Below are 11,944 nucleotides of genomic sequence, written 5' to 3'. Positions count from 1 at the left end.
GGGGAGGGGGGCCCCCCCCCCGCCCCCGCGCCCCCCCCCGCCGCCCCCCCCCCCCCCCCCCCCCCCCCCCCCCCCCCCCAGCCCGGGCTCGTCGTACCGCCGGACGGTGACGTCCAGCCCGTTGGACCGCAGCACGTGCGCGAGCATCGCGGTGAAGGTGTCCTCGCAGTCGACCACCAGGGCGTGCCCCTGGAGGGCCGCCGACCGCTCCTGCATCCGCAGCCAGAACGGCGCGAGCGACGAGCGGCGCCCGTCCAGCGCGGCCCGCACCCGCGGGTCGTCGGCCAGCCGGGCCCGGGCCCGCTCCGCGCGCGGCCGGGCCGGCCGCACCCCGAGGGCCGCCAGCACGCCCGCCGCCTTCGCGTGGGTCTCCGCCACCTCGCCCGCCGGGTCCGAGCCGCGCACGAGCGTCGCGCCGACCGGCACCCGCAGCCGGCCCTCGGCGTCGATGTCGGCGGTGCGGATCAGGATGGGGGAGTCCAGGGTCTGCGCACCCCCGAAGTCCCGGCCCAGCAGCGCCAGCGCCCCCGCGTAGTAGCCCCGGCCGCCCGCTTCGTGGCGCTCGATCACCCGGCACGCGTTCTGCACCGGAGAACCGGTGACCGTCGCCGCGAACATGGTCTCCCGCAGCACCTCCCGCACGTCCAGGGAGGACTTCCCGCGCAGCTCGTACTCGGTGTGCGCGAGGTGCGCCATCTCCTTCAGCCGCGGTCCGACCACCACCCCGCCCATGTCGCCGACCGTGCACATCATCTTCAGTTCCTCGTCGACGACCATGGACAGCTCCTCGGTCTCCTTGCCGTCGGCGAGGAAGTCCAGCAGGTGCTCGGGCGTCGGCCCCGCGTCGGGGTACCGGTAGGTGCCGCTGATCGGGTTCATGACGACCGTGCCGCCCGACATCCGTACGTGCACCTCCGGGCTGGCGCCCACCAGCGTCCGGTCCCCGGTGTGCACGACGAAGGTCCAGTACGCGCCGCGCTCGCCCTCCAGCAGCCGCCGGAACAGCGCCAGCGCGTCGGCCCGGCCGAAGCCCGGGACCGTGCCCTCGTACGTCCGGCGGATCACGAAGTTCGCGCCCTCGCCCCGGCCGATCTCGTCGCGCAGCACCCGTCCGACGATCTCGCGGTACTCCTCGTCACCGACGTCGAAGCCGCCGCCCTCGACCCGTACCTCGTGGCCGGGCAGCTCCCGCAGGGCCCGGTCCAGCGGGACCCGGCAGGACTCCTCGGGCGTCAGCACCAGCAGCGGGGTGCCGTCGTCACGGACGTCGAAGCCGCGCTCGCGGATCTGCCGGAACGGGACGAGCGCCAGGCCCTCGTCGGGCAGGTCGGCGAGGCGCTCTCGCGCGGAGACCGGGCCGAGCAGCACCTCGACCGTGCCCTCGTCGTGGCCCGGCGTGCGACGGCGCAGCAGGGCGAAGGGGCGAGGGTCGTGCAAGAGGTCCTGGAGATTCATGGGCGATCCTTCTCAACGGAGAGGAACGACCCCGGGAAACACCGAAGGCCGCCCTCGGGCGGCCTTCGCGAAGCAGTGCGTACGCGCAGTCAGTGGGCCGCCGGGTGAGCGGTCCACCACCAGTTCTGGACACAGGTCTGGTCGGAAAGCGCGAACATACGAGAAACCCTACCGCACGGCCGTGGCGTCCATGAGGCAAACACTCCGTCTCACCAGTCGAGCCGGAGGAAAATATGGCGACACGACCCCGTAATGTTTACGAGGTGACCGTGAACGCTAAGACCAGCCCGAGCGCTGGCAACACCTGGCGAAACCTGCCCGCGGCGCAGCAGCCCGAGTACCCCGACGCCGAGGCTCTGCGCGCAGTGATCGCGGACCTCGAGGCGTATCCGCCGCTCGTCTTCGCGGGCGAGTGCGACCAGCTGCGCGCCCGGATGGCGGCCGTCGCCAAGGGAGAGGCGTTCCTTCTCCAGGGCGGCGACTGCGCCGAGGCATTCGACGCGGTGTCCGCCGACCACATCCGCAGCAAGCTCAAGACGCTGCTCCAGATGGGCGCCGTGCTGACCTACGCGGCCTCCGTGCCCGTCGTCAAGGTGGGCCGGATCGCCGGCCAGTACTCCAAGCCGCGCTCCAAGAACACCGAGACCCGCGACGGCGTCACGCTGCCCACGTACCGCGGCGACTCGGTCAACGGCTTCGAGTTCAACGAGGCCGCCCGCGTCCCGGACCCCGAGCGCCTGAAGCGGATGTACCACGCGTCCGCCTCCACGCTCAACCTGGTGCGCGCCTTCACCACGGGCGGCTACGCCGACCTGCGCCAGGTGCACGCCTGGAACCAGGACTTCGTGAAGTCGTCCCCGTCCGGCCAGCGCTACGAGCAGCTCGCCCGCGAGATCGACAACGCGCTGAACTTCATGCACGCCTGCGGGGCCGACCCGGAGGAGTTCAAGACGGTCGAGTTCTACGCCTCGCACGAGGCGCTGCTGCTCGACTACGAGTCGGCCCTGACCCGTGTCGACTCGCGCACGGGGCAGCTCTACGACGTCTCGGCGCACATGGTGTGGATCGGTGAGCGCACCCGGCAGCTCGACGGCGCGCACATCGAGTTCGCCTCGAAGATCCGCAATCCGATCGGCATCAAGCTCGGCCCGACCACCACGGCCGAGGAAGCCCTCACCTACATCGACCGCCTCGACCCGGACCGCGAGCCGGGCCGGCTGACCTTCATCGTCCGCATGGGCGCCGACAAGATCCGGGACCGGCTCCCGGAGCTGGTCGAGAAGGTCACCGCCTCCGGCGCGACGGTGGCCTGGGTGACGGACCCGATGCACGGCAACACCTTCGAGGCGGCCTCCGGGCACAAGACGCGCCGCTTCGACGACGTGCTGGACGAGGTCAAGGGCTTCTTCGAGGTCCACAAGGCGCTCGGCACCCACCCGGGCGGCATCCACGTCGAGCTGACGGGTGACGACGTGACCGAGTGCGTGGGCGGCGGCGACGAGATCTTCGTCGACGACCTGCACCAGCGCTACGAGACGGCCTGCGACCCCCGGCTGAACCGCAGCCAGTCCCTCGACCTGGCGTTCCTCGTCGCGGAGATGTACCGGGACCAGTGACCTGTGTGGGGCGCGGATCACACGGGGTCCGCGCCCCACCCACTTTCGCGGTTCTCCCCGGGTGGGTAAGGTTAGGTTTGCCTCACCGGGAAACGGGATGGCAGTAAGAGACCGATCCCGTCGGGAGGTGAGCCGCGTGTTCGTCTGCAGTTGCTTCGGCATCACCGAGGCGCAGGTCAAGCGGCACGCGGAGGACGGTGCCTGCACCCCCCGCCAGATAGCGTCCGCCTGCAAGGCGGGCACGGACTGCGGCTCCTGCGTCCGCCGGATCCAGGCGATCCTCGGCCGGGGCGCCTGCCCCCGTCGCGAGCTCGCGGACCAGGGCAGGCCGGTGCTGTCGAGCGTTCCGGGGAACCCGGACGCCGCCGGGGCGGACGCCGTCGCGGCGGAAGCGGCCTAGCTCTCGGGCTGCTCGATCAGCTGGGCGAGGTACAACGCCTCGCCGAGCTTGTCCACCAGCTCCAGCTGGGTGTCGAGGTAGTCGATGTGGTGCTCCTCGTCGGCCAGGATGTCCTCGAAGATGTTCGCGGACGTGATGTCGCCCTTCTCGCGCATCACCTTGATGCCCCGCTTGAGCCGGTCGATCGCCTCCACCTCGACCTGCCGGTCGGCCTCGAACATCTCCCGGACCGTCTGCCCCACCCGCACGTGGAACAGCCGCTGGTAGTTGGGCAGCCCCTCCAGGAACAGGATCCGGTCGGTCAGCACCTCGGCGTGCTTCATCTCGTCGAACGACTCGTGCCGCGTGTACTTGGCGAGCTTCGTCCAGCCGAAGTTCTCCTGCATCTTCGCGTGCAGGAAGTACTGGTTGATCGCGGTCAGCTCGCCGGTGAGCTGCTCGTTGAGGAACTCGATGACCTCGGGGTCGCCCTGCATCGCAGAGGCTCCTTCCACACGGAGGGACGGGTGAGGTGTGCGGCGGCATGATTGCACCGGTGACGAAGATCGTCCAGTAAGTGCGTACTTAGTAAGTAAGTGCTGACCTGATGGTGATTGTCCGGTTCACGGAGGGGTGGTCAAGGGCACCGCCCCAGGTCTGTCAGGATGGAGACATGGGTCATCCGGTGGAGCGCGAATCTGGGACGGCGGCAGGGTCCGAGCTTCCGCCGGGGCAGCGACTCCAGCGCGGCTGGCCGGTCACCCACTACGGGCCCGTACCGAAGTTCCGTCCCGAGCGCTGGGAGTTCCGCGTCTTCGGTGTCACCGCGGACGGCGACAAGCACACCTGGAACCACGACGAGTTCACGGCCCTGCCGTACACCACCGTGGTGGCCGATCTGCACTGCGTGACGAAGTTCAGCATGACCGGCGCCGAGTGGGGCGGCATCCCGGCCCGCACGATCCTGGACCTGGCACCGCCGGCGCCGGACGTCACCCATGTGATGGTGTGGGCGGAGTACGGATTCAGCTCCAACCTGCGGCTGTCGGACTTCGCCTCCGACCGCGCGATCTTCGCCACCCACAAGGACGGTGAACTCCTCACCGCCGAGCACGGCTTCCCGGCCCGCCTGATCGTCCCCCACCTCTACGCCTGGAAGGGCCCCAAGTGGGTGCGGGGCGTGGAGTACATGACCGCCGACCGGCGCGGCTTCTGGGAGGAGCGCGGCTACCACAACATCGGCGACCCCTGGAAGGAACAGCGCTACTCCTACCAGGAGGAGCCCGGGGACGGCCCCGAGTTCTGACTCGCGCTGCCCTGACCCCCGCGGCCGGCCCGGCTCAGCCGTCGCGCAGCCGCTTCAGCCGCTCCACGTCCGCGGTATGGCCCTCCTTGCCGCCCGGCGTCTCGATCACCAGGGGCACGCCCGCCGTCGCGGGGTGGCTCATCAGGGCCCGGAACGGGTCCTCTCCGATGTGACCGGCGCCGATGTTCTCGTGCCGGTCCTTGTGCGCGCCCACCACGTCCTTGGAGTCGTTGGCGTGGATCAGCTTCAGCCGGCCCTCGCCCACCGTCTCCACCAGCAGATCGAGGGTTTGGCGCATGCCGTCCGGCCCGGCCAGGTCGTGCCCGGCGGCGAAGATGTGGCACGTGTCCAGGCAGACACCCAGCTTGGGATGGGCGTCCAGCGCCTCGAAGTACGGGCCGAAGTCCCAGGTGCGCGAGCACAGCGAGGAGCCCTGCCCGGCGGTCGACTCCAGCAGCAGGAACGGGTCGTCGTCGTGCGTCAGCTCGTCCAGCAGCGGCAGCAGGTGTGCGCGCACCTGCTTCAGCGCCACGTCCCGCGCCCGCCCGCCGGTCGCGCTGCCCGTGTGCACGACCACGCCCAGCGCGCCGATCTCCCGGCCCCGCCGCAGCGAGTGCCTGAGCGACTCCACCGACCGCTCCACGGTGGCCTCGGTGTGCGAGCCGAAGTTGATCAGGTACGGGGCGTGCACGTAGGCGGGGACCGACTCCTCGGCGCACGCCTGACGGAACGCCTCGTCCTGCCGCGGGTTCCCGGCCGGGGTGGCCCACCCGCGCGGGTTGGCGACGAAGACCTGCACGGTCTCCGCCTTCAGCTCGCGGGCGTAGGACAGTCCCACCGAGTGCAGACCGCCGGCCACGGGGACGTGACCGCCGACCGGGTTGCGGGAGGGACCGGGGGGAGGGGAGACGGAACGGGACCGCTGACTTGTCACCCGTTCAGGGTGTCATGCCTGGCGGGAACGCCCGGAACCGGTCCGCGAGCGGCCCTCGCATCCGCCCGGCTCCCTGGGTCTCGTCACCGTGCTGGCGCGCCGGACCCCCCACCGGATGGCGATGGTGATCGTCCTCACCGGATGGTGATGGTGATCGTCGACCCCTTGGGCGCCTTCCGGCCGGCGTCCACCGACTGCTTGCGCACGGTGTCCCCGAACAAGCCGAGCAGGCCCCGGTCCTTCTCGACCTCGAAGCCGGCGTCCTCCAGCCGCTTCGTCGCGTCGTCGACGGAGGAGCCGACCACGTCCGGCACCTCGACCATCTCCGGGCCCATGGACAGCGTGAGCTTCACCGTGTCGCCCTGGGCGGCCTGCCCGTTCGCCGGGCTCTGCTGCGCCACCTGGCCCTTGTCGAAGGCGGAGTGCACCCGCTGGGCGGAGACGCTCACCTTCAGACCGGCACCCTCGAGGTCCTGCCGGGCACTGTCGAGGTCCTCGCCGGTGACGTCCGGCACGTCGATCGGGTTGCCCTTGCTGACCAGGAGTGCGATCGCCGACCCCGCGTGCCGCTCGGTGCCCGTCTCCGGGTCGGTGCCGACCACCGCCCCCCTGGCGACGCTGTCGCTGAACGCCCGGTTGACCAGCCCCGGCTCGAGACCGGCCGCCTTCAGGCGCGCCCGCGCCTTGGCCAGCGGGACACCCCGCAGGTCGGGCACCTTCACGACCTCGGGGCCCCGGGAGATCACCAGCGTCACCGAGTCGTTGCTGCGGATCCGGGCCCCGGGCCTCGGATCGGTGCTGATGATCGTGCCGCTCTTCACCGTGTCGCTGTACTCGCGCTTGACCTGCTTGACGTCGAGGCCCGCGGCGCTCAGCCGGGCCTCGGCCTGCTTCTCGGTCTTGGCCAGCAGGGGCGGGACCTTGGTGAACTGCCCGGAGTTGATGTACCAGACCCCGGCGCCCAGGCCGAGGACCAGCAGGACGGCCGCGATCAGCGCGACCGGGCCGCGCCGGGCCCGGGCGGTGCGCCGCCCGGGCGCCACCGGCGGGCTCTCCAAGCGGCTGGTGCGCATGACGGACGCCGCGGCCTCGTCGTCCTCGTTGACCGGCAGCGGCCGGGGCACGGTCAGCGACCGCGGGATCACGCTCGTACGGTCCTGCGCGTTGTCGTGCGCCGCGGCCAGCGCCTGCGGCGGCACGGCGTCGAGCTGCTCGGCGCCGAGCGCGGCACGCGCGCGCAGCACCAGGCCGAGCAGCGCCGCCGCGTCGTGCGGCCGGCCGTCCGGGGTGCGCGCGGTGGCCGCGGCCACCAGTTCGTCCAGCTCGCGGGGCAGCCCCGGCACCAGCGCCGACGGCGCCGGCACGTCCTCGTGGATGTGCTTGTAGAGGATCTGGGCGGGGGAGTCCCCGGAGTGCGGCTTGCCGCCGGTCAGCATCTCGTACAGGACGACGCCGCACGCGTAGACGTCGACCCGCGGGTCCGCGGTGCCCTGCTCGATCTGCTCCGGCGCGAGGTAGGAGACGGTGCCGAGCACGGCACCCGTGGTGCTGGTCACCGTGTCCACGGACCGGACCAGCCCGAAGTCGGCGACCTTGACCCGGCCGTCGTCGCCTATCAGCACGTTCTCGGGCTTCATGTCCCGGTGCACGAACCCGGCCCGGTGCGCGGCGCCGAGCGCGGCGAGCACCGGCTCCAGGATGTCCAGCGCGGCCCGCGGCTGCAGCGCGCCCCGCTCGCGCAGCACGTCCCGCAGGGTGCACCCGGCGATGTACTCCATCGCCAGGTACACGTACGACCCGTCGGTGCCCTGGTCGAAGACCTGCACCACGTTGGGGTGGGCGAGCCGGGCGACCGACTTGGCCTCCCGGATGAACCGCTCCACGAACGACCCGTCGGCCGCCAGCGTCGGGTGCATCACCTTGAGCGCGAGGATCCGGTCGAGGCGGGTGTCCACGGCCCGGTAGACCGTGGCCATCCCACCGACCGCGATCCGCGCGTCGACGCGGTACCGGCCGTCGAGCACCTGCCCGACGAGGGGGTCCTGAAGGGTCGTATCCACGCAAGGGAGTCTACGAGGGCGGACCGACACTCCCGCCCGCTCGGCCGTTCCGGTGACGTAATGCAGCACAGCTGTGACGCGCCCGCCGCCTGCCGTGACAGAAGGCGTAGGCCGTGCCGGGCCCGCTGCCCGCCGCTATCCGAAGGCGGGCCGCTCCGGGTCGAGGTGGGCGCGGCCCGCCACCGGTGAGGACGCCTCGGCGAAGTGCCTGCGCGGGATCCGCCCGGCCAGCCGGGCCAGCCGGCCCGCCTCGACCGCGTGCTTCATGGCCGCGGCCATGGTCGTGGGCCGCTGCGCCCGCGTGACGGCGGAGGCCAGCATCACCCCGGCGCACCCCAGCTCCATCGCCAGCGCCACGTCCGAGGCGGTGCCGGCGCCCGCGTCCAGGATCACCGGTACGCCCGCCCGCTCGACGATCAGCTCGAAGTTGTGCGGGTTGCGGATGCCGAGCCCGGACCCGATCGGCGAGCCCAGCGGCATCACCGCGGCACAGCCCACGTCTTCCAGCTTCCGGGCGAGCACCGGGTCGTCGTTGGTGTACGGCAGCACCGTGAATCCGTCGTCGACCAGGGTCTCCGCCGCGTCCAGCAGCTCCACCGGATCCGGCAGCAGGGTCCGCTCGTCGGCGATGACCTCCAGCTTCACCAGGTCGGTGTCCAGCGCTTCCCGGGCCAGCCGGGCGGTCAGCACGGCCTCCCCGGCGGTGAAGCAGCCCGCCGTGTTCGGCAGCACCCGGATGCCCAGCCGCTGGAGCACCGACAGCACCGAGCCGTGCACGGACGGGTCGACCCGCCGCATCGCGACCGTGGTCAGCTCCGTGCCGGAAGCGACCAGCGCCCGCTCCAGCACCTCCAGGCTCGGCGCGCCGCCGGTCCCCATGATCAGCCGGGAGCCGAGGGGCGTCCCGCCGAGGACGAAGGGGTCGTCTGCCATGGCTCAGCCTCCCTGGACGGCGGTGAGGACCTCGACACGGTCCCCCTCGGCGAGGGCCGTGGTCGCCCACCGCGTGCGCGGGACGACGGTCTCGTTGACGGCGGCGGCCACCCCGGAGGGCGCCGCGGTGAGGGTCCTGACGAGGGCGTCCAGCGCGGTGCCCGGGGCGACCTGCCGGTGCCGCCCGTTGACGGAGATGTTCATGCGGGCTGCTCCACGAGGACGGCGCCGAAGCGCTGCGGGCTGAACGGCCGGGCCTCGGGCGGCAGCTCCCCGGTCGCCAGCACCCGCGCCATCACGTCCCCGGTGACCGGGGTGAGCAGCACCCCGTTGCGGTAGTGCCCGGTGGCCAGCAGCAGCCCGTCGAGGCCCGACGGGCCGAGCAGCGGCGCGTTGTCCGGGGAGCAGGGGCGCAGACCGGCCCGGGTCTCGGTGAGGGGCAGCTCGGTGATCCCCGGCACCAGCTCGTGGGCGTCGCGCAGCAGCTCGTACACGCCCCCCGCGGTCACCGTCGTGTCCCAGCCCAGTTCCTCACTGGTCGCGCCGACCACCAGCTCGCCGTTCTCCCGGGGCACCAGGTAGACCTGGCTGCCGCGCACCATCGCCCGCACGGTCCGGTTCAGGAAGGGCGCGTACCGGCGCGGCACGGTCAGCCGCAGCACCTGCCCCTTCACCGGCCGCACCGGGGGCAGCACCTCGTCCGGTACACCCGCGAGGCGCCCGCTCAGGCTCCCGCCGGCGAGCACCACCCGCCCCGCGCCCAGCGCGGTGCCGTCCGCCGTGGTGATCCCGGCGGCCCGGTCCCGCACGACGTCGAGCCGCTCGGCCCACGCCCGGTGGAACACCACCCCGGCCCGCTCGCAGGCAACCACCAGGGCCGACGCCAGGCGCCGCGGATCGATCTGGTGGTCGCCGTCGACCCGGAGGCCGCCGCGCACACCGGGCGCGAGCATCGGCTCCAGGCGCCGGCAGTCCCGGCCGGACAGCCACTCCGACTCCAGGCCCGAACGCCGCTGGAGCGCGTGCAGTTCGCGCAGGTGGGCGCGGTCGTCGGCGTCCAGTGCGACGGCGAGCGTGCCGCACCGGCGGTAGCCGAGGTCGTGCCCGGTCAGCTCGGTCAGCTCGGCCGCGAAGTCCGGGTAGCGGCGAGCGGACGCCAGGTTCAGCGCGAGCAGCGTCTCCTCGCCGTAGTGCAGTTCGGTGACCGCGGCCAGCATCCCCGCCGCGACCCGCGCGGCCCCGCCGCCGGGCTCGGGGTCCACCACGGCCGTGGCGAGCCCGCGCTGCGCGGCACGCCAGGCCGTGACCAGGCCGATGATTCCGCCCCCGATGACGAGGACGTCGGACGTACGTGACGACATGGGCGTCCAGCCCCTCCCTTCGCCGGCATGACCCGGATCAGGTTCGTACGGTCGGAGGCCGCCAGCCTCCCTCTCAGCCCGGTGCGTCCGGGCTCCCGCGAGTGCTTGTACGGTGGCCACCCTAGCCCGCACGGCACGTCACCCGTAAGAGAGCCCCGGCCATCCGGTCGGCACCCGGGAGGACGACGGCGGGACAGGTGTGGAACAGGTCACCGAGCACGCCCCCTGACTGACTTTTCGTCAGTTGTCTATGGTGATCGGGTGAGCGAGCAGACACCGCAACAGAGCACGTCACAGCCGCGGCGCGTGGTCGTCGTCGGCGCGGGCATGGCCGGGGTGCAGACCGCCGTGGCCCTGCGGGAGCAGGGCTACACGGGCACGGTCACGCTGATCGGCGCCGAGCCCCACCAGCCGTACGACCGACCACCCCTGTCCAAGGCCGTGCTGCTCGGCACGGCCGAGGGCTCCGCCTTCGACGTCGACTTCGAGTCCCTCGGCATCGAACTGCGGCTCGGCTGCGAGGCGCTGGGCGTGCGCCCCGCCGACCACGAGCTGGACACCGAGGCCGGGACCGTCCCGTACGACGTCCTGGTGCTCGCCACCGGCGCCGAGCCGATCCGGCTGCCGGGCACCGAGGGCGTGCCCGGCGTGCACCTGCTGCGCACCCTGGACGACGCCGAGCGGCTGCGCCCCGTCCTCGCCGCGCAGCACCACATCGTGGTCGTCGGCGCCGGCTGGATCGGCGCCGAGTTCGCCACGGCCGCCCGCGAGGCCGGCTGCGAGGTGACCGTCGTGGAGGCCGCCGACCGGCCGCTGGCCGGCGCCCTGCCCGCCGAGGTCGCCGCGCGCATGACCGCCTGGTACGCCGACAGCGGCGCCGAGCTGCGCACGAACGCGCGCGTGGAGCGCGTCGAGCCCGGCCTGGTGGAGCTCGCCGACGGCACACGGCTGCCGGCGGACGCCGTCGTCGTCGGCATCGGCGCCCGCCCGGCCACCGGCTGGCTGGCCGGCTCCGGCATCGCACTGGGCGCGGACGGCGAGGTGGTGGCCGACGCCCGTCTGCGCACCTCGGCCGAGGACGTGTACGCGGTCGGCGACTGCGCCTCCTTCCCCTCGGCCCGCTACGGCGCCCGGCTGCTGATCCACCACTGGGACAACGCGCTGCAGGGCCCGCGCACGGTGGCCGCGAACGTCCTGGGCGAGATCCCGGTGACCTACGACCCGGTGCCGTACTTCTGGTCGGAGCAGTTCGGCCGGTTCGTCCAGTACGCCGGCCACCACCCCGCCGCCGACCGCACGGTGTGGCGCGGCGACCCGGCGAGCCCGGCCTGGACCGTCTGCTGGCTGCGGGAGGAGCGCCTGGTGGCGCTGCTGGCCGTCGGCAGGCCCCGCGACCTGGCCCAGGGCCGCCGCCTGATCGAGTCGGGCCGCCGCATGGACCCCGCGGCCCTGCCCGACCCGGCACGCCCGCTGAAGGACGCCACGGCCGACTGACCGGCGCCCGGCGGAGGGCACGCGGAACGGCCCGACCAGCCGCGACGGCGACCGCACGACGCCCGCGGACGCACCACGCCACATCGCGGCGGAACCGGCGGAGCGCCTAGGCTGGTTCCCGTGACCGAGATTGACGCAAAGATCGATGCTCTCGTCCCCGCCTGGCTCACCCTCCCCGACATCGCCGAACAGTTCGGCGTCGAGGTGACGCGTGTGCGGCAGCTGGTCAAGGAGGGCCAGCTCATCGCCGTACGCCGTGGTGAGAACCGGGCGCTGCACGTCCCCGCCGCCTTCATCGACGGGGACAAGGTCGTCAAGGGGCTGTCCGGCACCCTGACGCTCCTGCGGGACGACGGCTTCACGGACGAAGAGATGATCGAGTGGCTCTTCACCCCCGACCCCACCC

Annotated in this window: 13 protein-coding genes and 1 riboswitch; of the genes, 5 read left to right on the top strand and 8 right to left on the bottom strand. The window is 72.7% G+C overall.

Annotated features, from left to right (window positions below):
* Positions 1-1,455: chorismate-binding protein (locus V7E45_RS30725; RefSeq protein ID WP_333777486.1), on the bottom strand; the 1,455-nt coding region annotated here is incomplete at its 3' end.
* 89 nt (positions 1,456-1,544) lie between these two features.
* On the bottom strand, positions 1,545-1,613 hold the full coding sequence (locus V7E45_RS40740; RefSeq protein ID WP_355996619.1) for a trp operon leader peptide: 69 nt from the start codon (positions 1,611-1,613) through the stop codon (positions 1,545-1,547).
* A 105-nt stretch (positions 1,614-1,718) separates the two neighbouring features.
* On the opposite strand from V7E45_RS40740, the gene V7E45_RS30720 reads away from it, so the two are divergent.
* Complete coding sequence (locus V7E45_RS30720) at positions 1,719-3,071, top strand: class II 3-deoxy-7-phosphoheptulonate synthase (RefSeq protein ID WP_333777485.1); 1,353 nt, start codon at positions 1,719-1,721, stop codon at positions 3,069-3,071.
* A 136-nt stretch (positions 3,072-3,207) separates the two neighbouring features.
* Positions 3,208-3,471, top strand: coding sequence for a (2Fe-2S)-binding protein (locus V7E45_RS30715; RefSeq protein WP_333777484.1), 264 nt, complete (start codon positions 3,208-3,210; stop codon positions 3,469-3,471).
* Here V7E45_RS30715 and bfr read toward each other — a convergent pair.
* Entirely contained in the window at positions 3,468-3,947 is a 480-nt protein-coding gene (bfr, locus tag V7E45_RS30710) for a bacterioferritin (protein WP_133922095.1), read from the bottom strand. The two genes, V7E45_RS30715 and bfr, sit on opposite strands and share 4 nt — an antisense overlap.
* 176 nt (positions 3,948-4,123) lie before the next feature.
* Between bfr and V7E45_RS30705 the strand changes: the two genes are divergently transcribed.
* Complete coding sequence (locus V7E45_RS30705; RefSeq protein ID WP_333777482.1) at positions 4,124-4,756, top strand: sulfite oxidase-like oxidoreductase; 633 nt, start codon at positions 4,124-4,126, stop codon at positions 4,754-4,756.
* A 34-nt stretch (positions 4,757-4,790) separates the two neighbouring features.
* Here V7E45_RS30705 and V7E45_RS30700 read toward each other — a convergent pair whose 3' ends face one another.
* From V7E45_RS30700 to thiO, 5 genes are all read right to left on the bottom strand, one after another.
* Positions 4,791-5,690: a deoxyribonuclease IV gene (locus V7E45_RS30700; protein WP_333777481.1), complete on the bottom strand. Its 900-nt coding sequence runs from the start codon at positions 5,688-5,690 to the stop codon at positions 4,791-4,793.
* 134 nt (positions 5,691-5,824) lie between these two features.
* Positions 5,825-7,750, bottom strand: a complete 1,926-nt coding sequence (gene pknB, locus V7E45_RS30695) for a Stk1 family PASTA domain-containing Ser/Thr kinase (protein ID WP_333777480.1) — start codon at positions 7,748-7,750, stop codon at positions 5,825-5,827.
* A gap of 135 nt (positions 7,751-7,885) precedes the next feature.
* A complete protein-coding gene (locus V7E45_RS30690) occupies positions 7,886-8,683 on the bottom strand; it encodes a thiazole synthase (protein WP_333777479.1) in 798 nt (265 codons plus the stop codon).
* Between the two features lie 3 nt (positions 8,684-8,686).
* The gene (thiS, locus tag V7E45_RS30685) at positions 8,687-8,887 is read right to left on the bottom strand and encodes a sulfur carrier protein ThiS (RefSeq protein ID WP_333777478.1); all 201 of its coding nucleotides are present in this window, start codon (positions 8,885-8,887) and stop codon (positions 8,687-8,689) included.
* Complete coding sequence (gene thiO / locus V7E45_RS30680) at positions 8,884-10,044, bottom strand: glycine oxidase ThiO (RefSeq protein ID WP_333777477.1); 1,161 nt, start codon at positions 10,042-10,044, stop codon at positions 8,884-8,886. Before thiO ends, thiS begins: the two co-directional genes overlap by 4 nt.
* Positions 10,042-10,153, bottom strand: a riboswitch (TPP riboswitch). Its footprint overlaps the gene before it by 3 nt.
* 152 nt (positions 10,154-10,305) lie before the next feature.
* On the opposite strand from thiO, the gene V7E45_RS30675 reads away from it, so the two are divergent.
* The gene (locus V7E45_RS30675) at positions 10,306-11,538 is read left to right on the top strand and encodes an NAD(P)/FAD-dependent oxidoreductase (RefSeq protein WP_333777476.1); all 1,233 of its coding nucleotides are present in this window, start codon (positions 10,306-10,308) and stop codon (positions 11,536-11,538) included.
* 120 nt (positions 11,539-11,658) lie between these two features.
* A partial coding sequence (locus V7E45_RS30670) for an Rv2175c family DNA-binding protein (RefSeq protein ID WP_333777475.1) occupies positions 11,659-11,944 on the top strand: 286 nt, incomplete at its 3' end.

It is taken from the genome of Streptomyces sp. IBSBF 3136, from assembly GCF_036815105.1.
GTDB lineage: Bacteria > Actinomycetota > Actinomycetes > Streptomycetales > Streptomycetaceae > Streptomyces.
This window is presented reverse-complemented; position numbering and strand designations above follow the sequence as displayed.

Excerpts from the sequence above, each read along its gene's own strand:
- bfr (WP_133922095.1), bottom strand. The coding sequence starts at position 3,947 with ATGCAGGGCGACCCCGAGGTCATCGAGTTCCTCAACGAGCAGCTCACC.
- thiS (WP_333777478.1), bottom strand. The coding sequence starts at position 8,887 with ATGAACATCTCCGTCAACGGGCGGCACCGGCAGGTCGCCCCGGGCACC.
- V7E45_RS30705 (WP_333777482.1), top strand. The coding sequence starts at position 4,124 with ATGGGTCATCCGGTGGAGCGCGAATCTGGGACGGCGGCAGGGTCCGAG.
- V7E45_RS30690 (WP_333777479.1), bottom strand. The coding sequence starts at position 8,683 with ATGGCAGACGACCCCTTCGTCCTCGGCGGGACGCCCCTCGGCTCCCGG.
- thiO (WP_333777477.1), bottom strand. The coding sequence starts at position 10,044 with ATGTCGTCACGTACGTCCGACGTCCTCGTCATCGGGGGCGGAATCATC.